The organism is Roseivirga spongicola (assembly GCF_034376045.1).
GTDB lineage: Bacteria > Bacteroidota > Bacteroidia > Cytophagales > Cyclobacteriaceae > Roseivirga > Roseivirga spongicola.
This window is the reverse complement of sequence record NZ_CP139724.1, coordinates 4403949-4427931: the sequence shown is the minus strand read 5'-3', so window position 1 is coordinate 4427931 and position 23983 is coordinate 4403949. Positions and strand designations below refer to the sequence as shown.

The window sequence follows — 23983 nt, the reverse complement described above, 5'->3', positions numbered from 1 at the left end:
GAAGAAATCATGTTAAAAAGACTATTCGCATTTACAATGGCGGTATGCTTATGCCTATCGTGCCACGATGATTTAGATCAATTTCCTGAAACAGGAATACTAACCGAAAACTACTACAATACTCCAGAAAGCGTGGAGTCTACAGTTACAGCAAGCTACAACAACCTGCAAGGACTTTATAGCTACTATATGATTCTTTGGGGAGAAGTAACTTCAGATAACGCTTATGTGCAAGCTCCAAACTCAAATGGTGGAGTTAGCTCTTTAGAAGACTTTTCATGGAGTACCACTACTGGGTTTGTTAACAGTATATGGAACAGTTCCTATGACGGAATTTTCCATACTAACATGGTCTTAGAGGTAATTGATGAAATTCAGTTTAATAGTTCGGAAGTAAAGAATGTTAGAAGAGGCGAGGTGTTATTTATTAGAAGCTTCTTGTACGACAACCTGACTACCATTTATGGTGATGTGCCTTTACTGACAAAAGTGACGGATCCATCGTATGCTTTTGATGATACAAGAACTCCTAAGGCTGAAGTTTATGCTCAAATTGAAGCGGATTTATTGGAGGCTATAGACTTATTGCCTGTAACAAATGCTGCGGGTAGGGCAGATAAACAGGCCGCAAGAGCTATTCTCGCTAAAAACTATATGAAGCGAGGTATGTTTGCTCAGGCAGCTCAGCAATTACAGCAGATTGTTGGTAGCGGCAAATATTCGCTAGTAGACCTAGACGACCTTTACGGGGTAGAAAATGAAGGCAATGCTGAAGAGGTATTTAGCATTCAGTATGCTTCGGAATTGGATGGGAACAGTGAAGGAAGTGCTTATTACTACAATTTCACACAACCAGATAATCAGGGAGGTAGAGGGGCAATGGCCATGGAACCTGCCTTCTATAATTTGTTCGATGCTGCTGATAAAAGAAGAGACCTAATCAATGTTTCGGATAACGCCTACTATGCCAATAAATGGACCCCTTCTCCCAATAACAATACTGGTGATGGTGGCGATAACCATTATGTGGTAAGGTATGCTGATGTGCTATTAATGCTTGCTGAAGCACTGAACGAAACAGGCGGTTCTGCCGAGGCATTAACTCACTTGAACGCGGTCAGAACTAGAGCTGGTTTATCGGGTATTGCCTCTACCAATCAAGCTGTTTTAAGAGATGCCATTGCACTAGAAAGAAGATTCGAGCTTTTTGGTGAAGGCCATCGATGGGCAGACCTATTGCGTAGCGGTAATGCCGTTAGCATTATGAATAACTTCTTTGCTAGTGAGGGAAAAAACATTGTTGTGCAAGACTTTAGGGTTTTGGCTCCTATTCCTCAGTCTCAAGTAGATATTACTGCTATGCAGCAGAATCCAGGCTATTAATCTCTAAACCGAAACTCATGAAAAACTTAAATAGAATATATCAATTCATTTTGTTTACCGTGGCCTTGGCGTTTTTTGGCTGCGATGTAGATAGTACCGATTTCGATATTGATGATCGCGATGTATACATCGAGTCGATATTGATTGAAGCTAAGAATAATAGCTTTTTAGAAGCCGATATCGAAGCGGCAGTGGTTAACCCTTCAAGATTAATCACGGCTTCTTTACCACCAGAGGCAGAAGGTCAACAAGTGGTGTTAACCATCAATTTGCCTAGTGGAATTGAAAGTACTCCAGCTTCAGGCCAAAGTGTAGCTGCTGGTGAGTCTACTCTTTTGGCCTATGGTTTTGGTCTGGAAGAAGAGTTCGATATTCAGTTAAACGTGCTAGCTCCATTTCAATCGGATAAAGAGTTTGTTTCTGTTTGGAGGGTAGATGCTGGGGGAGAGATAACCCTGCCACTTGAAGAAGATGGCGAGTATAACTTTAAAGTGTTTTGGGGAGATGGTGAAGAAGATATCGTAGCTGGCTACGATCTGTCTTCTGCCTCTCATACTTACGCTGAAGCTGGAGATTACCAAGTAGTTATTTGGGGAGATATCAACGGTTTTAATTTTGATGCTACTAAAGCAAGTAGAGATAATATCATTGATATTACAGACTGGGGTCAGTTAAAGTTAGGTAACAATGGAGGCTACTTTAGAGGCTGTTCTAATCTACAGATTTCTGCCACCAACGCCCCTGACTTAAGCGAGACCACTAACTTCCGAACCATGTTTAGAGAAGCTAGCTCTTTCAATAGCAACATTAATCATTGGGATGTTAGCGGAGTAACTAGCATGTGGGACATGTTCTATAAGGCAACAAACTTTGATCAGCCTTTGGATAATTGGGATGTTAGCAATGTTGAGACTTTCGAAACTATGTTTAGAGAGTCAGCTTTTAATCAAGATATCTCCTCTTGGGATGTAAGCAGTGCTACAACCATGAAAAACATGTTCAGAAAGTCACCTTTCAACCAACCAATTGGTAATTGGAATGTGGCTAATGTTACTTCTTTCCAGTCTACTTTCAGAGATAACAAAGTCTTTGACCAAGACCTTTCAGGATGGGGAGATAAACTCGGTAATGTAGTTACCATGAGAGAGATGTTCCGTGGCTCTAGCTACAATGGCGACCTTAGTGCTTGGGACATGTCTAAAGTGGAAAGTATGTGGGACATGTTCAAAGATGCCGAGTTTAACAATGCATCTATTGCCAATTGGGACCTGAGTAGCATGGACAATATGGAAACCATGTTTGGTGGAAAGAACTGTAAGTTTAACCAAGACATTAGCTCGTGGGATGTAAGCAATGTGGTTAACATGCAAAACTTGTTCAAAGAGAACCAGGTGTTTAATCAAGACCTTTCTGGTTGGGACGTAAGCAACGTGAAGTGTAACCTAGACTTCGATACAGATTCACCTAACTGGGACGATGCTCACAAGCCACAATTCTTAGTGAGTAAATTCGATAATAACTCCTTCTGTAGCAGACCAAATTAGATTAGTTGTTTTTGAGAAGAGGGCTTTTTTACCCTCTTCTCTTTTTTGCTTCCAATTTTTATGAAAAGTCTAACCATGAAAATCCTTGTAGTATTTCACTTACTCTCTTGTTTGTTGGGAGCGTCTTCTTGCGATTCTGAGGACGTGAATCCAGACACTGAGCCAGATCCGACAACTCCTGTAGATACAAGAGACTCAACCAACGCCATCTATCGACAATTCTTTTTTACAGGAACTCATAACTCATACTCTGGTAACCAAAATGGATTGAAGAGGGAGGGAATTAAAACTCAGTTGGCCAAAGGGCTTCGGTTTTTTGAATTCGATATGTTCTCTTTTTATACCGAAGAATTACTTTCCACGGAAACCACATCAAACCTTAAGCACCTAACACTAGAGCACAATGAGAAAGCATACCTCTTTTCGCTAGATAAAACCAATGGCCTAGTAAGCATAGAAGACATAGCAACTGGTCAGCAGGTTTATGAGAATGCTAGTGCCCTATGGACCGCAGGTGAAGCGGACCTTACTGTTTACAATTTTCAAGGCAGAACTTATTTGGTAGTTTATTATAGTCAGTCGGGAGAGTTGATAGCTTATGACTTTTCTGGCAACGGTTTAAACCTGGTGAAACAGCAGCGTTTAACTCCTTCAGATGCTGAATTAAAATTGTTCTCCTTTCAAAATGAGCTTTACTTATCTCTTCACAATCAAGATGATCAAACTGTTTCCGTTTATCCGTTCAGTACTGAGGGAGCAGAGCCGCTAATAGGAAATCGGAAGCTCATTATCGATGGAGTAAGTGCAGATATGACAGTTACTCCTTTCGTACAAAATGAGCAGCTGCATCTATTTAAGCACAACCAAAAGTATGTTTCGAGCTTTAGTATTACCTCGGTTGAAACATCTACTTCTAATTGGTCACAAAAAGGCGAAATAAATGGTAATTCTTCTAAGCTAGTAGGTAAAGTAAATACTATTTATTCCGGTGAAAAGCTGTTTTTGAATACGTATTTGGCGAGCGGGCAAATGAATAGCTTTCAGCTTATTCTTGATAATGGAAAGCCTAATGTTGTGGAGGAATATAATGGGGAGATAGACTTTTTAGCTGGAGCTAATGTTGAACTTTTTGCTGCTAAGGGTGGCTTCTACGCACAGTTAAAACAGTCGAACAAAATGCAACTAGCAAAATTGAACATTGGAGATTTAGCTTTGGGTCACGATGCCCCAGGAGATGAGGTAGACCTTACCGTAGATAACCCAAATTCAATTTTACTGAAAGATTGGATCAGCTATATGGCCAATTGGAGCGATGAAAACCCTAATCATGAGCCGCTCTTCATTATGACAGAGCTGAAAGAATATGAACACTGGATGGCCGATGCCAAATGGCAGAATATTATAAAGTTAATGCAAGAACAGTTTGGTGAGAGGTTGAGGTATCATAGTTCAAGCGGTTTTTACAATGAAGAGCTAGTGGAAGCCAGTAAGATAGTAGATGGAAAGACTTTGTATTATATGGATGAGAACGGGTCGAAAGAAGGTGGACTACTGGGGAAAGTGATTCTATACATTCAGCCGAATAACAACATCACTAAAAGTGATCATACCAATGATTTTGAGCCTTTTAATACTACGGACGGCATCTTACAATCCAACTTTATTCAACTTAAAAATTATAGGGTGAATAATAAGCTGGTTTCACCAGATTGGAGAAAGCCAGGTAACTATGGGAATGATGTCGGTAGATTTATTGATGCTAAAGATGACAGCTATATCAGCAGAATCTTTCACATGCAAAGCGCAGATGGCAACAGCCAGTATGCTAACATTAGATGTACAGATGTAATGTTTGCTGTAAGTGATCGGCCTTTCGACTCTGGTCCCTATGCTAATTATGTGAAAGAACAGAAAGCAAAGAACTCAATGCAGCCTTTGGTTGGTTGTAGTAAATGATATTTATCTCGTTGAGCAGGTACATGACATCGCAACTCTTAAAGAGTAATTAGATTAGGTTTAGGATAGTAATTCTATAGCGATGTTATGTGCTCTGTTCTCTTATAACTACACTTTGTATTTAGTTAATTGACTCAACTAAAACAAAAACAGGGCTATTTCTGTAGCCCTGTTTCCTTTAACAATAACGTCTAATCTGATTACTCTTGGAGCAATACTTTGTTGATTACGTGTACAACACCATTTTTACCTTGTACATCTGTAACTACAATTGTAGCCACTGCACCAGATGCGTCTAAAATTTGTGGGTTAGCACCACTCAAATCTATGGTGAAAGTGTTTTCGTTAAGAGCCTCTATAGACATATCGTCTGATAGTTGAGACGATTGAAAGTTTCCTTCCACAACATGATAGGTTAGCACGTTAGCCAATTCAGCAGCGCTTAACTGTGCAGTTACACCAGCAATGGCCTCAAAAGCATCGTTAGTCGGAGCGAATACTGTAAAAGGACCATCAGTTTGAAGAGTAGCTACTAAGTTACCCTCAGCTGCTTGAAGTGCACCAACTAATTCGCTGAAGTTAGAGTTTTGCATAGCAATATCTACAACGTCTACATCGGCACTGATCACGTTATCAATTACGTGAATCACTCCATTACTAGCCATTAAATTTGGAGTGGTAACAGTTGCGTTATTGTTCACAACAACTTGATCACCATTATTAATATATAATGATAGCTTAGTTTCATTAGGGCCAGTGGCATTCTCTGAACTCACATAGTTGTCACCAGCTTGTAAATCGGTAGATAAAATAGTGCCAGCCACCACATGGTTCAATAAGATCGGTCTTAAATCTTCAGCGCTTAGATTATCTAGGTTGGTAATGCCTGCTTGCTCAAAGGCATCATCGGTTGGGGCAAATACTGTAAAAGAACCGCTTCCATCAAGTACTCCGTCAAGGTCTGCTTTGATCAATGCAGAAGTTAATATGGTGAAGTCATCGTTCGATGCTGCAATTTCTGTAATGGTCTGTGATTCTGAACCTGGATTAGACGGGTCATCATCGTCACAGGCGGCTACAGTGAACACTAGAGCTAAAAGGAAAGACCATATTTTAATATTCATTTTACTTGTTTTCATAATAATGCATTTAGTTTTATAGATGCCCTGTCAACAAGATGTATGTACATATGTTTGGCTTTTTTAGCACATTTTTTTCGCAATGAATAGTTTGTAGTTGAAACCGTTAATTCTGTTTTTCGAAGCAGACGGAGCTATTTCGCTTTTAGAGAATCTTAAACAAAAAAGTTTTTAGGGGGGAATAGAGCGATCAAGTTAAGAGCACAGAGATTGACAAATGACCAATCAACTAATGACCAATTTCCTACTTCACCCTCCCCGGATTTTCGCTGATAAAGCTTTTCCAACTAGCGGAACGAGATTGAGCATTTCCGTTCTGAAAGTGATGACAAATAGCAACGCCTAGCGCATCGGTAGCATCGAGCATTTTCGGGAGCTCTTTAATGTTGAGCAAGGTTTGAAGCATGGCTGCTACTTGCTCTTTTGAGGCATTTCCATTTCCGGTAACTGATTGCTTTACCTTCTTAGGAGCATATTCAGTAATAGGAATGTCTCTGGCCAAAGCGGCTGTCATGGCAACTCCTTGCGCTCTGCCTAGCTTCAGCATAGACTGAATGTTTTTTCCGTAGAAAGGTGCTTCCAGAGCTACTTCATCCGGGTGAAATTCTTCTATAATGGAAGTGACACGCTCAAAAATCTTCTTGAGTTTGAGTTCATGGCCAACGTATTTCTTCAGGTGAATGACGCCAAATTGAAGCAGTGAAAGCTTTTTTCCTTCCACTTTAATCACTCCATAACCCATTACACTAGTACCGGGGTCAATACCTAGAATAATCTTTTCCTGAATCGCTTTTGCCATTGGTGGCAATATAAGCAAAAGCCTAGGTCAATGCTTTTTCCGAGTCATTGAACTTCTTTTCCATCTTTAAGTAAAGCTTAATGGCAAAAAACATAAGGATTGAAGGACCTAACCCAGAAAACAGTGCCACATATAGTTGGTTCCACTCCGAGAGTTCTGACACTCCAGTAATGCTATAAAGCAACTCACCATAAGGTTGGTTGGGCAGAAAAAGGCTAAGGAAGAAATTGGATCCTAAATGCATGCCAATGGCCATTGTCATAGAATTGGTTTTGTGATAGGCGTAGGCCCAAACAAAGCCAGCAACTCCCGTGATAAGCAAGATGTAAATCATCGGTACAATAGCGCCACCAAACATATTGTAGGAAAACCAGTGATAGACTCCAAAGATCAATGAGGTAATCCAAATGGCTTTTTTAGGACCTATCCGCTGTATTAGTATGTATAGAAGGGCTCCTCTATACATTAGTTCTTCTGTTAAAGCCGACTTGAAATGATACCAAAATGAGCTGAATAACTCTTCTGGATTAAAAACTGGGTTAGCGGTAAACTCAAAGGACTTGAACTGCGCTTCAAAAAAGAGAATTATTGCGCGAATAAGCATGACCGAAGCCAGTCCATAGCTAAACTGTATTAGAGCTTTCTTAAGCGGAATAAAACCTAAAACCGATAAACCCTTTTCTTGAATGAAGACGAGTAGAACCCAAGAGACTCCCAGAATCACCACAATACCAATCATTGTCAGAATATTTTAAGCTACTGTTTTTTTCTCCACAGAAAGAGTAAGCCAAGGCTTAAGACAATTAGTATTCCGGTATAGAAAAGATAGAGTTCAAAGTTCGTTTCTGGAAACTGACTCGATTGCGCTAAAAAAGCAGCCGATAAAAGGATTGTGCCAAGTACAAAAGCTAAGCTGATTATCCTTTTTTTAGCCAGATTTCCTTTAGCACTAGGTTCAACAGGCTTTTCCTTCGAGCTTAAAATATCTAAAGAGAAGTTTAGGTTTTTAGCCAGTTCATTTAAAGTGTACTGTCTCGGATAAACCTCCCCATTTTCAATTCTCTGAATAGACCTAAGGCTAACCTTGCATAAATCGGCCAGCTCTTGTTGCGTGTAATTAAGGTCTGTTCTCTTTTCTTTTACTACAGAAGCAATCATCTTATGTTTTTCTGTCTGCATTGTAAAAGTATCTAGTAAGCTCTTTAATTAGGGTTTTCTCTGCACGACATTCATATGACATTTGCTTGTCATGCTTCATTCTGAACTGAAAAGCGAATATACAAACTGACGAATTTTCAATTTGGTATTGAAAGCTCTTTCTTCGCACATGCTTCTTATTTATTCGGTTTTATTCCTTTGGTCGGTGCTACTCATTGTAGTACTTATGCTATGGACTAAGCAGAAAAATAAGTTCGAATTTGTAGATAAGCCTTGTTCGGTAATTATTCCTTTTCGAAATGAGGAAGCTACACTCGTCAAGCTGGTAAAAGCATTTTCAAGGCAGTCAGTTAAAAGTGCCGAATTCATTTTTGTGAATGACCATTCGGAAGATAGGAGTGTGAGGGTGCTTCGCGAAGCACTCAAGAAGTATTCTCTACAAGCGAAAGTTTTGGAAGTAACCGAAGTTGAAGGGAAAAAAGCAGCGCTTAGTTTAGGTATTAGCGAAGCTTCGAACGAGTTCATAATAACTACCGATGCAGACTGCCAAATGAATGAGCATTGGTTGGCTTCACTCTTAAACCAGTTTGAGGTGGAGGAAGTCAAGATGGTTTTGGGACCTGTAGTTTTAACTGGTGAAGGCTTTTGGCAAAAGTTTCAAAGCCTTGAAATGTCTGCCTTAATGGGAGTGACAGCTGTAAGCGCATTTTTGGAAAAGCCTACCATGGCCAACGGAGCTAATTTAGCTTTCCGAAAATCAGTTTTTGAAGAGCTGGAAGGCTATAGAGGGATAGATCAGATTCCAACGGGTGATGATGAACTTTTCATGCACAAGATTCAGCTTAAATACCCGGGGTCGATTCTTTTTACTAAAGATTCTCGGGCGGTGGTTTTGACAGCTGGGGCTGAAGGATTGAGCTCAATGATCAATCAAAAAAAACGCTGGGCTAGTAAATGGAAATTCAATAAGAGATGGAGTACAATTTTGTTGGCCTTGTTTATTCTGCTGGTCAACTTGGCTCAATGCTTCTTGATTTATGACTTTTTAACAGACCCGATGGCTTCAAGGGTGAGTATTTGGGTACTTTGGCTCAAGTTTATGTCGGAGATGTTTTTGCTGCTTCAAGTAAGGCACGATTTAGGGCAGCGAACTAATTTTTTGTCGTTCATAATTTCCTTTTTATTCTATCCCCTTTATGCCATTTATATAGGTATAGCTGCTAACTTTGGTTCATATCAATGGAAGGGTAGAAAGTATTCTTGACTATGACAATGACGGATCAGGAATTCGATGTGTTAGATGAACTTTACTTTGTTCAGCCATTTTCATTTTTAATTGAGGAGTTAGAAATGGAAGAGGAAGAATTGAAGCAGGTGCTGTTTTCACTTCTCCAGAAAGGCTATATCAAATGCTTATTCAATATGAATGATGAAGTGTTTGAAGATAAACTGAACTTTGAGGTGGAGTTTAAAGACTACTATTATCTGGCAAGTAAGAAGGGTTTGTTGGCGCATAACGGGAGATAAGAATGGATCAGAATTCATTACAGACTAAGTTTTTTCAGAAGGAGCTCGAAGTAAATGCTTTGATGGAGATCACTCAGGCGGTGAATAATAATTTACCGGAAGAGGATCTTTATAAAATCTTTGAATTTACTCTAAGGGCGAATCTTCAAATGGAAAAGCTCTCTCTGTTTGTAATGGAAGAAGATTGGGAGTGTAAGGTGCAGTTCGGTACTTCCCAAGATTTTACGCAAGTAAAGATGGGGCAAACTTGCTTGAGTGCTCGCAAAATCACTTACATAGATCAGATGGACTTAGATGTTTCTTGCTTCGAAGAGTTCGAGATAATCATTCCCGTGTTGCACAAAGACAGGCTTTTGGCTTTCGTTTTTGTGAAGTCTAAAGGCCCTGAAATCAATGTAGATACTACCTTTATTCAGGCCTTGAGTAACATCATGTTGGTGGCCATTGAGAATAAACGATTAGCCAGAAAGCAGTTGGAGCAGCAGGCGCTTCAGCGCGATATGGAGATTGCTAAAAACGTTCAGAATTACCTCTTCCCTAAAGATCTCCCTAATAATGATAAGATTCATATTGAGGCTTACTATCAGCCGTGCCGTACGGTAGGGGGCGATTATTATGATTATATAACGCTAGAGCAAGACGATCAGTTTGTAGTCTGTATTGCTGATGTATCCGGTAAAGGTATTCCTGCTGCTATTTTGATGTCTAACTTTCAGGCCGTTTTAAGAACCATTTCAAGAACAGCCGATAATCCTGTTTCTGTTGTTAATGAGCTGAACTATCACCTTTGTAAAAATGCCAACAGGGAAAATTTTATTACTTTCTTTTTGGCAGTTTACGACTACAAAAAGAAAGACCTGAGGTACATCAACGCAGGTCATAACCCTCCATTGTTAATGAATGGCAAGCCAGAAGTTGAAAAACTCACGGTGGGTACAACGGTACTTGGCGCCTTTGAACCACTTCCATTTATAGAAATGGGAAGGGTAGAAGACTTAGATAAATTCTCACTTTTCTTGTTTACTGATGGTCTTACCGAAACCTTTAATAAGGCGGAAGAAGAGTTTGGTAGTGAAAGATTAGAAGAGTTTTTACAGGCTAATTATAATACTCCATTATCAGAGCTACACTCTAAGCTTTTGGCTGAGCTTTATAACTTCTCTGAAGAGCGCAACTTTACTGACGACCTGACTTTCTTATCTTGCAGGGTCAATAATGCTTCCGTTTAAAACTCCATTTGTAGCCAAGTACATTTACCCCAGACTTCTCTGGAAAGTGAAAACTACTGAAAAAGTAATTTACCTCACTTTCGATGATGGCCCTATTCCTAATCTAACTGAATGGGTTTTAGACCTACTCAAAGAGTATGATGCTAAGGCTACCTTTTTTTGTGTTGGAGAGAATGTACTAAGAAATCGCTCTATATATAATAGAATGCTGGCTGAGGGTCATAAAGTGGGAAATCATACTCAGCATCATATTAATGGTAAGCGAAGCAAAGCAGAAGCATATCTGGCAGATGTTTTGGCTTGTGATGAAGCTTTGGATACTGATAAGTCATATTCTAGTTTGTTCAGACCACCTTATGGTAGACTTACAAATACTCAACGTAAAGAGCTACTGAAAAATAAGACAATTGTAATGTGGGATGTGCTCACTCAAGACTATGATCAAACCATCGATCCAAGTATAATTCTCAGAAAATCCATTGCGGCCACTTCAAAGGGGTCGATTGTAGTTTTTCACGACAATGTAAAGGCAGAGGCAAACCTGAAAGCCGTTCTGCCTGCCTATCTGAGACATTTTGAAAAAGCGGGTTATCGATTCGAAGCATTATGAGCGTGGTAGGAGGTGTTTTAGTTTCAGTTTATTCAGTACTGTTTACAGTTGAGCTAATCCTTATGCTGTTCTTTAGGTTTAAGTTTAACACTTCGACAAAAGCTGAAAATGAACTCCCTAAAGTGAGCGTTTTAGTCTGTGCTAGAAACGAAGAACATAACCTTAGGCGTTGTCTCGATTCAATATTAACACTCAATTACCCACAAGAAACGATGCAGGTTTTGGTGGGAGATGATAATTCCGAAGATGGCACTTGGAATATAATTGAGCATTTCGAAAAAAGGCACAACCATATAAAAGGAGTAAAGGTTGAAAATGAAAAGGAAGGACTGATTGCCAAGGCCAATGTGTTAAATCAGTTGATCGATCTGAGTAATGACGAGTTTCAGGTAATCATAGATGCAGATATGGAGGTTCAGCCTGACTGGTTAAGGACTATGGTTGGTGCCCTAAAAGAGAGTCAGTTAATTAGTGGTTACACTCAAATTGCCTCGGTTGGTCGTTATAGTCATCTTCAGTTTTTCGATTGGCAAATTGTGTTGCACAGCATGAAAGCTATGGCCGATGCCATTAGGCCTATTTCAATTCTTGGTAACAACATGGGCTTTCGCAAGTCGGCCTATGATCAAGTTGGTGGCTTTCGAGCTTTAGGCCCAACCGATGTGGAGGATTTAGGCTTGCTGCAGCGGTTTCAAAAGGCTGGACTACAAACCAGTCAAGTGATAGAACAAACAGGGTTTGCGGAAACCCGGCCACAACTCACTTTTTCGGAAATGATTACGCAACGCTGCCGATGGATGAATGGAGTTTTTACTCACCACTGGATATTGGCCGTTCCAGCCTTCTTCGCAAGGCTTTGGGTAGTACCTTTTTTACTGACTCTATTTGTTGCTTATATCGACCTAGCCTTATTCATTTTGAGCTATGCCTACTTTACAACTTGCCTTAAATATTGGCAGATGCACAAACACACCAATAGAAAGTTCAAACTCTTTTTGTACGAACCTTTTTTTATCAGCCTTTTAGATACTTTTGCGTTGCTGAGAATAATATTTAAAGGAAAAGTAAGCTGGAAAGGAAGGAAGTTCTGATATGATTGAAACTCACGCCCATATTTATGCAGAGCAATTTAAGGAAGATATAGACCACGTTTTGGAGCGGTCTCAAGAGGCTGGCATAGAGAAAATTGTTATGCCTAACATAGATCACACTTCTATAGATGGAATGATGGAGCTGGAAGAGAGAAACCCTAGTTTCTGCTACGCTACCATGGGGCTTCACCCTTGTTCGGTTAAAAAGGACTTTGAAAAAGAGCTATATATAATAGAGGAGTGGCTTGGCAAAAGAGAATTCGTAGCCATTGGTGAAATGGGTACCGATCTTTATTGGGATAAAACATTTCAAGATCAGCAGGTTGAAGCCTTTAAGATTCAGGTAGAGTGGGCAAAGCAATTTAAAAAGCCCATTATTATTCATTGTAGAGAGTCACTAGACTTAACTATTGACCTGATAGAGTCTCTTAAGACCGATGAGCTTACAGGGGTTTTTCACTGTTTTAATGGTTCAGCAGAGCAAGCCGAGCGAATTGTTGGGTTAGATTTCTACTTGGGTCTAGGTGGGGTGACTACATTTAAGAATGCAGGAATGGATAAAGTAGTGCCCGAGTTAGATTTAGAAAGAATAGTACTCGAAACCGATAGTCCTTATTTGGCACCAACACCAAACAGAGGCAAAAGAAACGAGCCCGCGTTTTTAGAGTTGATTGCTCAGAAAATTGCCGACTACCGACAAATGTCATTAGAAGACCTAAAGACACAGACAACATCTAACGCCATTAAACTTTTTCAATTCAATGATTGATGTAAAACCAATTGAGCATTTCGACTTCCATAAAAGTCCCAAAGGCAGAGTTTTAACAATCTATACTGGTGGTACTTTAGGAATGGACTTCAATGACTCAGGATCTTTGGTGCCTTGTGGCTTCGAGCAAATTCTAGAGAGAGTTCCTGTTCTAAAAGAGCTTCAAGTCAATATTTCTGTAATCAGTTTTCAGGAGCCAATAGATTCTTCTAATGTACATATAGAGCATTGGCAGCTTTTAGCGTCATTGATTTATGACCATTACGATCAATTCGATGGTTTTCTTATTCTTCACGGAACCGATACTATGGCTTATTCTGCTTCAGCGCTGAGCTTTATGTTAGAAGGAGTGAACAAGCCAATAATTTTTACAGGAGCTCAATTGCCAATTGCTTCGCCACGCTCAGATGCCACTGAGAATTTGGTAACCTCACTAGAAATTGCTGCAGATAAGAAGAATGGCAAACCAATTATTACAGAGGTATGCATTTTTTTCAACCATGTATTGCTAAGAGGGAACCGTGCAAAGAAGGTTGAGAGTCAACATTTCGATGCATTTGAATCTGAAAATTACCCGATTTTAGCAGAAGCTGGTATTTCAATAGATTATCAATGGTCGTATTTAAAGCCATACGCCAAAGACTTTGTAAGGGTAAATCCTGAAATGGACAATAATGTTGTGGTGTTAAAACTGTTTCCAGGATTAAATAAAATTACCGCTGCTAGTATTCTTTTAGCCGATGCTGTAAAGGGTGTTATTATTGAGAGCTACGGATCTGGCAATGTGCCAAATGAAAAATGGTTTCTGGATTTGCTAAGAGAAAGTGCCAAAATGGGCAAGCTTATACTCAATGTTTCTCAGTGTAACGGGGGTAGAGTTATGCATGGTAAGTATGAGACAAGCAGTGAGTTAGATAAAATTGGAGTAGTAAGTGGACACGATCTTACCTCTGAAGCAGCCACCGCAAAGATGATGTATGTGCTGGCTAGGTTCTCTAATCTGCGCGATGCAAAAAAATGCCTGAGGACTCCCATAAGGGGCGAAATGAACTGATTTTTTGTGTCTTACAAAAACAAAAATGGGCTTGCATGGACAGATAATTATTAATTTATTTGTTCCCCTGCGAGAAGCGTCAGAAGATTAAGGGAGAGGTGTCCGAGTGGTTGAAGGAGCACGCCTGGAAAGTGTGTATACCCTCTAAAGGGTATCGAGGGTTCGAATCCCTCTCTCTCCGCAATTAGAGGAGAATTGGCGGACAAGGTGATAAAGCAGATGTTTTTGGAGCCTTCCCCTCAGTTATCAACTAAAGTTTTAAGTATAATTTCTTTTAATAATAATTATTAATAATTTAGAAACCGTTTTAACCTTTATTAATCAAAACTAGACTATGAAAAAGTTATTCTCTTTACTGATGATCCTGGGTATCTTCGCCTTCGGATTTAATGCAGTTGCTCAAGACGATGCGGACACTACTGCTACTGAAGCTGCTGTTGAGGACACCTACCCAGAATCTCCTAGTTATGACATGGAGTCAGACATGGAAGAGGAAAAATCATTCGATCAAATCGTTAAAGACAAATTCATTGAAGGTGACCCTGCGTTCATGGTTTACCCTCTAATCTGTTTGATTCTTGGTTTAGCAATCGCTATTGAAAGAATCATCAGCTTAAACCTTTCAACTACTAATACTTCTAAGCTTTTGAGCAAAGTTGAAGACGCTCTTGAGTCAGGAGGAGTAGAAGCTGCTAAAGAAGTAACTAAGAGCACTAGAGGCCCAGTTGCATCTATCTTTACTCAAGGTTTGATGAGAATGTCTGAAGGTATTGAAATGGTTGAGAAATCAGTTATTGCCTACGGATCTGTAGAAATGGGTAGACTAGAAAGAGGTCTTGTATGGATTTCCCTATTCATCTCTCTTGCTCCAATGCTTGGTTTCATGGGTACTGTAATTGGTATGATCGATGCCTTCGATGCTATTCAAGCAGCTGGAGATATTTCTCCTTCATTGGTTGCTGGTGGTATTAAAGTAGCCCTTTTAACAACAGTTGCTGGTTTGATCGTTGCGATTATCCTTCAGTTGTTCTATAACTACTGTGTTTCTAAAATCGACTCTATTGTTAACTCAATGGAAGATGCATCTATCTCTTTGGTAGACCTTTTAGTGAAGCACAACCTTTCTAAATAATTTCCATCTTAAAAGACATTAAATATGGATCAGGAACAGTGGATTGATATAGGGCTATATGCGGCTTACATCCTTATTGGAGTAGCCATTGTAGCAGCTATAGTAATGAACCTGGTCAATGCCTTTGGAAATCCTAAGTCATTGATCAAAGGTGGAATTGGAGTATTAGTTTTAGTAGCTATTTTCTTCATCGGGTACAGCATGGCTCCGGCCGAGTTTGGTTCTTCTACAGCAAGTGTTATGGAAGCAGCCAAAATTGATCCGACTAGCGAAAAAGCTGCTTCTGTCTACAAGCTTGTAGGCGGTGCAATGACAACTACTTTGGCACTTATTGTAATTGCCGTAGTTGGTCTCGTATATTCATCAATTGCAAGAATTGTAAGATAAAATTATGGCTAGAAGTAAAAACAAAGGAAGTCAAGAGGTGAATGCCGGCTCAATGGCCGATATTGCATTCCTACTTTTGATCTTCTTCCTTGTAACTACGCAAATTGCCACAAATAAAGGTTTGACTCTTTTGCTTCCTCCGAAAAATGAGGACGATGAGCCATTGGAGATCAAGCAAAATCAGAAAAACGTATTCAAAATTCAGATTAACTCTGCCGACTTACTTCTAGTAGAAGATGAGCCTTTAGATGATGTTACTCTGATCAGAGATATGGTGTATGATTTTGTGTTGAACTTCGGTAACCCAAGCAGTACCAAAAAAGGTAGTGATAATGTAAGTGATGTAGATGTTTACAATTCTTTGCCAGCATCTATGAAGTCTTACATTACAAGAAGCCTTGGCAAAGATGATTCATCTGATGGCCCTGGTGCAGCGATTGTGTCCCTTAAGGCCGACCGTGGTAGTAGTTACGAGATATTCATACAGATTCTAGATGAGCTGAATGCGGCTTATAACAGAATTTACGGTGAAAGAGTAGGTATAACTGATGAAGAATTCAGGAAGTTAAACCGAACCGATCCTAAGGAAAAGGAAATGTACGACAGAGCCCGTATGGGTATTCCTAAGGCAATTTCCATTGCAGAACCGTCAAGTCAAGGAGGTTAATATGTCAAAGTTTAAGAAAAAGAGCGAATCGAGTCAGGATATCCCTACTGCGGCATTGCCTGATATTATCTTCATGCTTTTGTTCTTCTTTATGGTAACAACCGTATTGAGAGAAACAGAGATTAAGGTAGAACAAAGGATTCCTAGAGCTGAACAATTAGTGAAGCTTGAAAAGAAGAAACTTGTGACTTACCTCTATGTTGGTAAACCAAAAGATAAATCAATGGGTACTGAAGCCCTCATTCAAGCGAATGATGCATTTATCGGTATTGATGGTATCATTAACTGGATTAACCAAGAGAAGTCTAACTTGAGTGAAGCAGAAAGAGATCAGATTACTGTCTCTATGAAAGTAGACAATGAAACCAAAATGGGTATTATTGTAGACATTCAGACAGAGTTAAGAGATGCAAATGCTCGTAAGATCATGTATGCGACACCTCAAAAGTCAGAAGATAACTAAACTAAGCGAATAACTTACTTAACTGTTAAAGAGAGACTGTAACTACAGTCTCTTTTTTTATGCCTATTTTTCTGATTATGCAGAAGACTGTACACCTTAATGATAAACGAGTTACCACTGGTTGGTGTATGTACGATTGGGCCAATTCAGTGTATTCACTAACCATTACCACAGCCGTATTTCCTATTTACTATGAGGCAGTGACTACTTCTGAGAGTGGGAATAAGACGGTAGAGTTCTTCGGGTTAACACTACCCAATACAGTACTCTATTCTTATGCATTAAGCGCATCTTTTTTGATTACGGCATTACTCATTCCGTTGCTGTCTGGAATAGCCGACTACTCTGGTAAAAAGAAGCTTTTCTTAAGGGCCTTTGCTTATTTTGGTGCACTGTCATGTGGGGGTATGTATTTCTTCATTGGAGATAATGTTGAATTTGGAATATTGATGGCAGTTTTGGCTAGTATCGGTTACTCAGGTAGCTTGGTGTTCTACGATGCCTTCTTGCCAGAAATTGCTACTGTAGACCAATATGATAAGTTGAGTGCCAAAGGCTATTCTCTTGGCTATATCGGTAGCGTTATTCTTTTAATCTTAAACCTCTTAATGATTGAGAAACCCGAGTGGTTCGGAATACCTGAAGGCTCTTTACCAGCTCGAATTGCCTTTGTTACCGTGGCAGCTTGGTGGATAGGTTTTTCCAATTTTGCGCTAAGGAGACTTCCTACCAATCCTTATAATAAGAAGACTGAAGGGAGGTGGATCTATAATGGGTATCGAGAGCTCAAGGAGGTTTATAGACAAATTAGGCAACTACCAGATATGCAAAGGTTTGTTGTCGGGTTCTTCTTTTACAACGCGGGAGTACAGGCGGTGATGTATTTAGCTTCACTTTTTGGAGCTAAGGAGTTGGAGATGGCTACTGGAGAATTAATATTGACAGTGCTCATTATTCAATTAGTTGCTATAGGTGGCGCCTATGGCTTTGCGTTTCTTTCTAAAAAGAGAGGGAATATTTATTCAATTGCTACCATGATTATAATTTGGGTGGTAGTCTGTTTGCTAGCCTTCTTCGTTTCTACAAGTGTTGAGTTTTACGGATTAGCCTTTTTAGTCGGACTAATCATGGGAGGCATTCAATCTTTGTCTAGGGCTACTTTTTCTAAGCTCATTCCGGCTGATACAACAGATCATGCTTCGTTCTTTAGTTTTTATGATGTAACATTCAACGTGTCTATCGTCTTCGGTACGCTAGCCTATGGAATCATAGAACACCTAACTGGCAGTATGCGATATAGTGCATTAGGTCTCAGTGTCTTTTTTATACTGGGCTTTCTCCTCGTTCGAAGAACAAGGGTTTCCAGATGAAACCCTAAACATGCTGTTTCAGGAGCTTTATAAACGTGCCGCATTAGTAGCTTCTAATGACATTATGCTCACTGCTAGCTAATACCAAACACTTGTATAAGCGCAATTTGAGCCTTTATATAGAAACATCGTTTACTCTGGTGGCTTCAGTGAGTGAACTTCCAGTTGGAAAGATATCTCATCACTACCTTCAAGAATATGTTTCATGAAGGTAGTAACGGATCAGATCTTTAAAGTATTGAAGAGTTAAATCACTCGAACCTCATGTGCTTAACTGAGTCCCCGGAGTCTCTTAATTCACGCAGTGCATCGATACCAATTTCTAGGTGAGCATTGACGTAATCTGAAGAAACTTTTTTGTCGCTGGCCTCGGTTTTCACACCCTCAGGAATCATTGGGTTATCTGAAACCAGTAGGAGGGCACCTCTTGGAATTTCATTCACAAAACCTACGGTAAAAAGCGTAGCCGTTTCCATGTCAACTGCCATGGCTCTGATCTTTCTAAGATACTTTTTAAAAGCTTTGTCATGCTCCCAAACCCTGCGGTTGGTGGTATAGCAAGTGCCTGTCCAGTAGTCTCGTGCATGCTTTTTAATCATGGAAGAAACAGATCTTTGCAGGCGGAAAGAAGGAAGTGCAGGAATCTCTGCTGGCATATACTCGTTGCTTGTTCCTTCACCTCTAATAGCCGCGATAGGTAGAATGAGATCACCCAGCTGAGTTTTCTTTTTCAACCCACCACACTTTCCTAAAAAGAGTACCGCTTTAGGATGAATACTAGAGAGTAGGTCCATTACGGTTGCTGCCATGGCGCTACCCATACCAAAGTTGATAATGGTGATATTCTCTGCAGTAGCACTTTGCATTGGCCGGTCCTCACCTTTTACCTCCACGCCAAATTGGTCTGCAAACATGTGTACATACGAGATGAAATTGGTTAGGAGAATATACTCGCCAAATTCATCAAGGGCTACACCAGTGTATCTGGGGAGCCAGTTTTCTACGATTTCTTGCTTGTTCTTCATTAATAAATGTTTGGTCTCATTAGATTTGCGGAATGCTGAAACTCAACCTGCCGACTTTTCAATACCGACTTGAGAATAGAGCTGGCAAGTTATTCATTTTCGACCCCATTCGGAAGAAGTTCATTCAATTGACACCTGAAGAATGGGTAAGGCAACATATTCTTAATCATTTGATTAATAACCTTGGCTACCCCGCGTCTAGAACAAAGGTAGAATCGGGGCTTAAATATAATGAGCTTCAGAAGCGAAGTGATATTCTTATTTACGATCAACAATTGAATCCTTCAGTACTGATAGAATGTAAGGCACCAAACGTGAAATTAGGTTATGGCGTTGTAGAACAAATTGGTTCTTATAATCAAGTTTGTAAAGCTCCATTGATTATAGTTACCAACGGAGTGAACACGTATGCCGGAATTTGTAGAGAAGGACAAAAAGTGGAAATGTTAGATCAAATTCCTACCCATCAACAGTTAAAGGAGATGTAGGGAAGCTAATTCTTTGAATATGTTTTATCGCCCTTTAGACTTATTGCCTCAGTGGTAGTTTTGTATATTCATTCCCAAAATAATATCCCTTTCAGCTAGTAGAAAGGATCCCTTCTCTTTTAGTTTGACGATTCCAGAACCACCTCTGTTCCCCATTTTTTCTCTAACCTTCTTCGTCAGTAATTCGTCTTCTTCAAACTGAATAGAGTCTATCCAGTACTCTTGCTTACCAGGTTCTTTGACTGTTAAGTGAACGTGTGCTGGCTCGGTTCTGCTGGGGTAGGTGGCTGGCTGAAAGGTGTAGAAGGTATACTGCCCATTTTCATCTGTCTTTGTCCAACCCCGAATATACCCGTGTCTTCTGGCCCAGCCTTTCTCATCACCTTTAGTTGGGTAAATACCTGAACGGTCAGTGTGATAGGCGTAGATAATTACTCCACTGGCAGGCGTTTTTCCATCCAGTTTATAGACCGTACCAGTAACTATCATTTTGGGTTCGTTTATAGAGTAATCTGGTAAGGTGTCTATAGAGCTGAGTTGCCTGTTACCATACTCTAGAAGAGCTTCGCAACCTTCGCAAGGTCCACCAAGAGTTTGGGAAAAGACTGGAACTGATGAAATACTGAGTACAGAGATTAAGAAGAGCTTTTTCATATCTCAGCTAACGCAAAGAATGGGTATTAAATAAGCTACATCGACCAAAGTGTAGGTTAAATAGATGAAAACCTGAGTGCATAGAACAAATGGAGTCTAAGAATTATTACTAAACCATTGCACTATAGCTGGCATATCTCTTTCGATTCCATCAAGGTTGATAAAGTGGATGTGGTCAGTTTTCTAACCTAGCCATATACGGAGTTCATTTAGGGTCAATTACGGATATGACTATATCAATGCGTTGCTCATTGGTTAGATCGCCAATTTCAACACATTTACAGGCTAATGATTCTGCCCATTTTTTATGTTTCGCTATATTTCTGCCAGAAAATAAGGGATTATCATACTCTCTCGCCCAATCTAGAAAAGCCTTAGATTGAGCTTTTAAATCTGGATCGGAGAAAAGTCGATCTCCATACCTTTCCAATTCACGATGTTTAAGCCTTTCCATTCTTGTTTCTCTGGGAAGAGTCAAAAATATGGCGAGGTCGAAGGCATCGCAAAAGTAATCACCCCAACTTATCAAAGAACCACTTACCACTGCATTGTCGCAAGCCTCCATGGCATTTCGAAGGTTAGCAACCCGTTGGCTTCTGGCAATTTTTATCTGGAAGGGTACGGCTGTTTGCACCCAATAGAAATCATCTACATCTAAATGGCGAAAGCTCAACCGCTCGGCTAATGATTTAGCTAGGGTTGTAGTACCTGAACCGGAAGCACCAAAGACAATAATCTTCAAATCACTAATGGGTTTATTTGTAAGCCCAAGTTGAACTCAACATGAGAATTGACTTAAACAGTCTGTATTGCAGTATCCATCTAACTTGTAGGCTCTACACTTGAGCTGACTCTTGTGCTTGAAAAAATAGAGCCTACGTCTTAAAATTAGGTATTTAGATACTAGAATTTAGGTGTTAGGTATATTCTACGAATTTTTGCAGACGATCGTTTTAATAATTGATGTAACAAAAATAATCTAAGGGGTAAAAGCCTAATTATGAGTAATCTTATGAAGCTTGTAATATTTACTTTGTGTACAGTACTTCACTCCTTTTAGAAATTCCATTTTCATCGAATTTCCGCTTTTTTGATTATTACTTTTAGTATTTAACACTAGAATCAATAAAACCACACCTTTATTAGTGTGGCTATAATCATTAAAATTGATATTGTTTTAGCCCATAAATGAGCCTTGTTATTCTTACTTATAAATCGAGCTGCGCCAAAGGCACCAATAACTTGCCCTACAGTTAAAAGTATGGCTGGCCGCCATAGAATATTATCTGTGAAGCTGAAGTATAGCGTTGTGGGCACCGTATAGATTAAAATGATAATGAGTTTGTAGGTGTTAGATTCGTTGTACGGCATTTTGTAAGCGCTTGAAAGAATGGCCAGAATTAAAATGCCTACTCCAATTTGAATGAAGCCACCATAGAAGCCACCAAGGAATAAGCAGGGCGCTAAAAGCACTCCAGACTTAGGGAATGATATTTTCAGTTTGCTAAATAGGCGTGCGGGAAAAATGTAGGTAGACAAAAGGCCAAGCATAACCACAGAGGCCACTAGGTTGAACGAGGCATTAGAAACTACAGTAGCACACCAAGCACCTGCCATAGCGCCTAAAACAGTTGCTATAACTGGAGCCAATTGGATGGTTTTAGTGTTGAAGTTGTTAAACCTTCTTAGTACTAGAATTCCTGTAAGATTCTGGAAAAATACACCTGGTCGTGTGGTGGTGTTGGCCATTACCAGCGGAATACCGGTAAGTGTCATCACTCCCATGCTAAAGAGTGTTCCGCTTCCCGAAATAGTGTTTACTATGCCGGCCAAAAGGCCTCCTATAATCAGCAATATATCATTAGACCATTCCACGGTACAATTTAGTAGGAGCCTCTGTACTTATGGTCGAACCTAGACCCTGACCCATCGGTTTTTAGTGGAATCTGCATACCGTTGGTTTCATCGAGCCATTGAAAGAGGTCTTCACGGAGTTGTTTTGAAATATCAGCATACTCTGGGTTTCGAATTAGGTTATTCATTTCCCAAGGATCGTTTTCAATGTCGTAAAGCTCATTAATGTCCCAAATACCATAGTAACGAATGAATTTGTACTTGTCGGTTCTTACTGCATGAACTGTCGGGGTTTGAGGAAATGGCCTTTCCCAGAAGTATTCATAATAGATGCGCTCCCTCCAATCAGCTGGATTTTCCCCTTTCAGAATAGGTAAAAAGCTTTCGCCATCCATATTCTCGGGAGTCTCCAGACCTGCCATTGCCAGAATGGTTGGGCCAATATCTATATTTTGAATCATCTGCTTTACCGTGTTCTGCTTGATTACATCTTTGCCGCCATAAACTAGAAGTGGTACTCTTATAGATTCTTCATAAGCTTGTCGCTTATCAATAAGGCCATGCTCACCAAATGAAAAACCATTATCGCCCATGTAGAAAACAATAGTGTTTTCTATTTGACCGCTTTCTTCCAAAAAGTCCAATACCTTTCCAATGCTCTCATCTACTGAAAGTAATGTTTCATTATAAAGCTGATAGAACTCATCGAAGTTAATTTGGCCGTGGTACATATAGTCTACACCATGCCAGCTGTAGCGCTGTTTTTTCACCCAATCCGGAACATCTTCATAGTTGTAATCAGGGTTTTTTTCAGGGAACATGGTAGGAGGGTAGCTAGGTTGCCCATTAGCATATACCCCCTGATGACGTTTGGCTGGCTTAAAATCGGCATGAACTCCTTTATGAGACAGGTATAAGAAATAAGGTTTTTCGCCCTTTCTTTCACCTAACCAACGCAGCGCTTCTTCTGTCAGAAGGTCGGTTATATAGGTGCTGTCTCCAAATACTTTTTCTTCACCATTAACATTAATCAATGGGTTGTAATAGTTGCCTTGCCCTTTTAGGCTGAACCAATGATCGAAACCTTTCCGAGGGTCTGCATGATGTTCTCCCATGTGCCATTTTCCCATAAAGGCTGTTTCATAACCTGCTGCCTGAAGGTATTGAGGGAAGAAGCGCACGCTGTCTGCTATGAGAGACTGATTGTCTACCACTTGGTGGTGATGAGAAAACTGACCTGTTAGAATGGAGGCCCTGCTTGGAGAACAAAGTGAAGTAGTAACAAACGCATTCTCAATGTGCGAGCCTTCTTTGGCCATTTTGTCCATAGCTGGAGTTTCCAAGAAGGGAACCTTACCAGTGAAACCCATAAAGTCATACCTATGATCATCGCTCAAAATGTAAATAACATTCAACGGTTCGGTACCTTCAATTTGATCGAGCTTTAATACGTCTGCTTCTGAGTTGGTATCTGGAGTTGTACAAGAAGCTGCAGTAAAAAAGAGGCCAATAAGAAAGAAGAAAAAAATGCTTTTTTGACTGGTCATGAGGTTGATGGTTTAGAAATTCAAATAATCATAATGGGAATGTCAATGGCTTCCTGCGCGTTGGAATTGCCATCGACTATTCCCAAAAGATGTCCCTAGTGTATTTCGCCTATTATTCTTTGATATATCTTTCTTGT

25 protein-coding genes and 1 tRNA gene are annotated in these 23983 nt (G+C 39.9%); 17 read left to right on the top strand and 9 right to left on the bottom strand.

Annotation, left to right across the window (positions count from 1 at the left end; translation table 11 throughout):
• Positions 1–9 precede the first annotated feature (9 nt).
• The 3 genes from T7867_RS19410 (at position 10) to T7867_RS19400 (ending at position 4883) form a co-directional block, all read left to right on the top strand.
• Positions 10–1383 carry a RagB/SusD family nutrient uptake outer membrane protein gene (locus T7867_RS19410; RefSeq protein WP_322299687.1) on the top strand — a complete coding sequence of 458 codons (1374 nt, stop codon included), beginning with the start codon at positions 10–12 and terminating at the stop codon, positions 1381–1383.
• A 17-nt stretch (positions 1384–1400) separates the two neighbouring features.
• Entirely contained in the window at positions 1401–2927 is a 1527-nt protein-coding gene (locus tag T7867_RS19405; RefSeq protein ID WP_322299686.1) for a BspA family leucine-rich repeat surface protein, read from the top strand.
• A 75-nt stretch (positions 2928–3002) separates the two neighbouring features.
• Positions 3003–4883, top strand: coding sequence for a PI-PLC domain-containing protein (locus T7867_RS19400; RefSeq protein WP_322299685.1), 1881 nt, complete (start codon positions 3003–3005; stop codon positions 4881–4883).
• 200 nt (positions 4884–5083) lie between these two features.
• On the opposite strand, the gene T7867_RS19395 is transcribed toward T7867_RS19400, so the two are convergent.
• From T7867_RS19395 to T7867_RS19380, 4 genes are all read right to left on the bottom strand, one after another.
• On the bottom strand, positions 5084–6022 hold the full coding sequence (locus T7867_RS19395) for a fasciclin domain-containing protein (protein WP_322299684.1): 939 nt from the start codon (positions 6020–6022) through the stop codon (positions 5084–5086).
• 244 nt (positions 6023–6266) lie between these two features.
• Positions 6267–6821 (bottom strand): crossover junction endodeoxyribonuclease RuvC, encoded by a 555-nt coding sequence (ruvC, locus tag T7867_RS19390; RefSeq protein WP_068220311.1) that lies wholly within the window; start codon positions 6819–6821, stop codon positions 6267–6269.
• 22 nt (positions 6822–6843) lie between these two features.
• Positions 6844–7560: a CPBP family intramembrane glutamic endopeptidase gene (locus T7867_RS19385; RefSeq protein WP_322299683.1), complete on the bottom strand. Its 717-nt coding sequence runs from the start codon at positions 7558–7560 to the stop codon at positions 6844–6846.
• Positions 7561–7577: 17 nt separating this feature from the next.
• Positions 7578–8000 (bottom strand): helix-turn-helix domain-containing protein, encoded by a 423-nt coding sequence (locus T7867_RS19380; RefSeq protein ID WP_068220317.1) that lies wholly within the window; start codon positions 7998–8000, stop codon positions 7578–7580.
• Between the two features lie 148 nt (positions 8001–8148).
• On the opposite strand from T7867_RS19380, the gene T7867_RS19375 reads away from it, so the two are divergent.
• From T7867_RS19375 to T7867_RS19315, 13 genes are all read left to right on the top strand, one after another.
• Positions 8149–9243, top strand: a complete 1095-nt coding sequence (locus T7867_RS19375) for a glycosyltransferase (RefSeq protein WP_322299682.1) — start codon at positions 8149–8151, stop codon at positions 9241–9243.
• Positions 9244–9251: 8 nt separating this feature from the next.
• Positions 9252–9506: a hypothetical protein gene (locus T7867_RS19370; RefSeq protein WP_068220818.1), complete on the top strand. Its 255-nt coding sequence runs from the start codon at positions 9252–9254 to the stop codon at positions 9504–9506.
• A gap of 2 nt (positions 9507–9508) precedes the next feature.
• On the top strand, positions 9509–10735 hold the full coding sequence (locus tag T7867_RS19365) for a GAF domain-containing SpoIIE family protein phosphatase (protein WP_068220326.1): 1227 nt from the start codon (positions 9509–9511) through the stop codon (positions 10733–10735).
• Positions 10722–11345, top strand: coding sequence for a polysaccharide deacetylase family protein (locus T7867_RS19360; protein WP_322299681.1), 624 nt, complete (start codon positions 10722–10724; stop codon positions 11343–11345). Before T7867_RS19365 ends, T7867_RS19360 begins: the two co-directional genes overlap by 14 nt.
• Positions 11342–12436 (top strand): glycosyltransferase, encoded by a 1095-nt coding sequence (locus tag T7867_RS19355; RefSeq protein WP_322299680.1) that lies wholly within the window; start codon positions 11342–11344, stop codon positions 12434–12436. The genes T7867_RS19360 and T7867_RS19355 overlap by 4 nt, the downstream gene beginning before the upstream one ends.
• 1 nt (position 12437) lies before the next feature.
• Positions 12438–13205: a TatD family hydrolase gene (locus T7867_RS19350; protein WP_322299679.1), complete on the top strand. Its 768-nt coding sequence runs from the start codon at positions 12438–12440 to the stop codon at positions 13203–13205.
• Entirely contained in the window at positions 13198–14259 is a 1062-nt protein-coding gene (locus T7867_RS19345) for an asparaginase (protein ID WP_068220337.1), read from the top strand. The genes T7867_RS19350 and T7867_RS19345 overlap by 8 nt, the downstream gene beginning before the upstream one ends.
• A gap of 92 nt (positions 14260–14351) precedes the next feature.
• Positions 14352–14440 (top strand) — tRNA-Ser (locus T7867_RS19340).
• A gap of 153 nt (positions 14441–14593) precedes the next feature.
• Positions 14594–15391: a MotA/TolQ/ExbB proton channel family protein gene (locus tag T7867_RS19335; protein WP_068220340.1), complete on the top strand. Its 798-nt coding sequence runs from the start codon at positions 14594–14596 to the stop codon at positions 15389–15391.
• 24 nt (positions 15392–15415) lie between these two features.
• Positions 15416–15778: a hypothetical protein gene (locus tag T7867_RS19330; protein ID WP_068220343.1), complete on the top strand. Its 363-nt coding sequence runs from the start codon at positions 15416–15418 to the stop codon at positions 15776–15778.
• A 4-nt stretch (positions 15779–15782) separates the two neighbouring features.
• Positions 15783–16445, top strand: a complete 663-nt coding sequence (locus T7867_RS19325) for an ExbD/TolR family protein (protein WP_068220345.1) — start codon at positions 15783–15785, stop codon at positions 16443–16445.
• A 1-nt stretch (position 16446) separates the two neighbouring features.
• Positions 16447–16908: an ExbD/TolR family protein gene (locus tag T7867_RS19320; RefSeq protein ID WP_068220348.1), complete on the top strand. Its 462-nt coding sequence runs from the start codon at positions 16447–16449 to the stop codon at positions 16906–16908.
• Between the two features lie 77 nt (positions 16909–16985).
• Positions 16986–18278 carry an MFS transporter gene (locus T7867_RS19315; protein ID WP_068220821.1) on the top strand — a complete coding sequence of 431 codons (1293 nt, stop codon included), beginning with the start codon at positions 16986–16988 and terminating at the stop codon, positions 18276–18278.
• 251 nt (positions 18279–18529) lie between these two features.
• On the opposite strand, the gene T7867_RS19310 is transcribed toward T7867_RS19315, so the two are convergent.
• The gene (locus tag T7867_RS19310) at positions 18530–19303 is read right to left on the bottom strand and encodes an AMP nucleosidase (RefSeq protein WP_273512569.1); all 774 of its coding nucleotides are present in this window, start codon (positions 19301–19303) and stop codon (positions 18530–18532) included.
• Positions 19304–19335: 32 nt separating this feature from the next.
• Here T7867_RS19310 and T7867_RS19305 point away from each other — a divergent pair, with 32 nt between their 5' ends.
• Positions 19336–19791, top strand: a complete 456-nt coding sequence (locus T7867_RS19305; protein WP_068220355.1) for a type I restriction enzyme HsdR N-terminal domain-containing protein — start codon at positions 19336–19338, stop codon at positions 19789–19791.
• A gap of 48 nt (positions 19792–19839) precedes the next feature.
• Here the strand turns inward: T7867_RS19305 and T7867_RS19300 are convergent, their stop codons facing one another.
• The 4 genes from T7867_RS19300 to T7867_RS19285 all read right to left on the bottom strand — a co-directional run bounded on the left by T7867_RS19300 (position 19840) and on the right by T7867_RS19285 (position 23846).
• Positions 19840–20445, bottom strand: coding sequence for a dioxygenase family protein (locus tag T7867_RS19300; RefSeq protein ID WP_068220358.1), 606 nt, complete (start codon positions 20443–20445; stop codon positions 19840–19842).
• A 205-nt stretch (positions 20446–20650) separates the two neighbouring features.
• Positions 20651–21187, bottom strand: coding sequence for an AAA family ATPase (locus tag T7867_RS19295; protein WP_273272422.1), 537 nt, complete (start codon positions 21185–21187; stop codon positions 20651–20653).
• A 380-nt stretch (positions 21188–21567) separates the two neighbouring features.
• Complete coding sequence (locus tag T7867_RS19290) at positions 21568–22320, bottom strand: sulfite exporter TauE/SafE family protein (protein WP_322299678.1); 753 nt, start codon at positions 22318–22320, stop codon at positions 21568–21570.
• A gap of 8 nt (positions 22321–22328) precedes the next feature.
• Positions 22329–23846, bottom strand: a complete 1518-nt coding sequence (locus tag T7867_RS19285; protein WP_322299677.1) for a sulfatase family protein — start codon at positions 23844–23846, stop codon at positions 22329–22331.
• Positions 23847–23983: the final 137 nt, after the last annotated feature.

Excerpts from the sequence above, each read along its gene's own strand:
- T7867_RS19325 (WP_068220345.1), top strand. The coding sequence starts at position 15,783 with ATGGCTAGAAGTAAAAACAAAGGAAGTCAAGAGGTGAATGCCGGCTCA.
- T7867_RS19305 (WP_068220355.1), top strand. The coding sequence starts at position 19,336 with ATGCTGAAACTCAACCTGCCGACTTTTCAATACCGACTTGAGAATAGA.
- T7867_RS19355 (WP_322299680.1), top strand. The coding sequence starts at position 11,342 with ATGAGCGTGGTAGGAGGTGTTTTAGTTTCAGTTTATTCAGTACTGTTT.
- T7867_RS19385 (WP_322299683.1), bottom strand. The coding sequence starts at position 7,560 with ATGATTGGTATTGTGGTGATTCTGGGAGTCTCTTGGGTTCTACTCGTC.
- T7867_RS19310 (WP_273512569.1), bottom strand. The coding sequence starts at position 19,303 with ATGAAGAACAAGCAAGAAATCGTAGAAAACTGGCTCCCCAGATACACT.
- T7867_RS19405 (WP_322299686.1), top strand. The coding sequence starts at position 1,401 with ATGAAAAACTTAAATAGAATATATCAATTCATTTTGTTTACCGTGGCC.
- T7867_RS19370 (WP_068220818.1), top strand. The coding sequence starts at position 9,252 with ATGACGGATCAGGAATTCGATGTGTTAGATGAACTTTACTTTGTTCAG.
- T7867_RS19380 (WP_068220317.1), bottom strand. The coding sequence starts at position 8,000 with ATGCAGACAGAAAAACATAAGATGATTGCTTCTGTAGTAAAAGAAAAG.
- T7867_RS19345 (WP_068220337.1), top strand. The coding sequence starts at position 13,198 with ATGATTGATGTAAAACCAATTGAGCATTTCGACTTCCATAAAAGTCCC.
- T7867_RS19375 (WP_322299682.1), top strand. The coding sequence starts at position 8,149 with ATGCTTCTTATTTATTCGGTTTTATTCCTTTGGTCGGTGCTACTCATT.
- T7867_RS19320 (WP_068220348.1), top strand. The coding sequence starts at position 16,447 with ATGTCAAAGTTTAAGAAAAAGAGCGAATCGAGTCAGGATATCCCTACT.
- T7867_RS19360 (WP_322299681.1), top strand. The coding sequence starts at position 10,722 with ATGCTTCCGTTTAAAACTCCATTTGTAGCCAAGTACATTTACCCCAGA.
- T7867_RS19300 (WP_068220358.1), bottom strand. The coding sequence starts at position 20,445 with ATGAAAAAGCTCTTCTTAATCTCTGTACTCAGTATTTCATCAGTTCCA.
- T7867_RS19285 (WP_322299677.1), bottom strand. The coding sequence starts at position 23,846 with ATGACCAGTCAAAAAAGCATTTTTTTCTTCTTTCTTATTGGCCTCTTT.
- T7867_RS19365 (WP_068220326.1), top strand. The coding sequence starts at position 9,509 with ATGGATCAGAATTCATTACAGACTAAGTTTTTTCAGAAGGAGCTCGAA.
- T7867_RS19410 (WP_322299687.1), top strand. The coding sequence starts at position 10 with ATGTTAAAAAGACTATTCGCATTTACAATGGCGGTATGCTTATGCCTA.
- T7867_RS19335 (WP_068220340.1), top strand. The coding sequence starts at position 14,594 with ATGAAAAAGTTATTCTCTTTACTGATGATCCTGGGTATCTTCGCCTTC.
- T7867_RS19350 (WP_322299679.1), top strand. The coding sequence starts at position 12,438 with ATGATTGAAACTCACGCCCATATTTATGCAGAGCAATTTAAGGAAGAT.
- T7867_RS19315 (WP_068220821.1), top strand. The coding sequence starts at position 16,986 with ATGCAGAAGACTGTACACCTTAATGATAAACGAGTTACCACTGGTTGG.
- ruvC (WP_068220311.1), bottom strand. The coding sequence starts at position 6,821 with ATGGCAAAAGCGATTCAGGAAAAGATTATTCTAGGTATTGACCCCGGT.
- T7867_RS19330 (WP_068220343.1), top strand. The coding sequence starts at position 15,416 with ATGGATCAGGAACAGTGGATTGATATAGGGCTATATGCGGCTTACATC.
- T7867_RS19400 (WP_322299685.1), top strand. The coding sequence starts at position 3,003 with ATGAAAATCCTTGTAGTATTTCACTTACTCTCTTGTTTGTTGGGAGCG.
- T7867_RS19395 (WP_322299684.1), bottom strand. The coding sequence starts at position 6,022 with ATGAAAACAAGTAAAATGAATATTAAAATATGGTCTTTCCTTTTAGCT.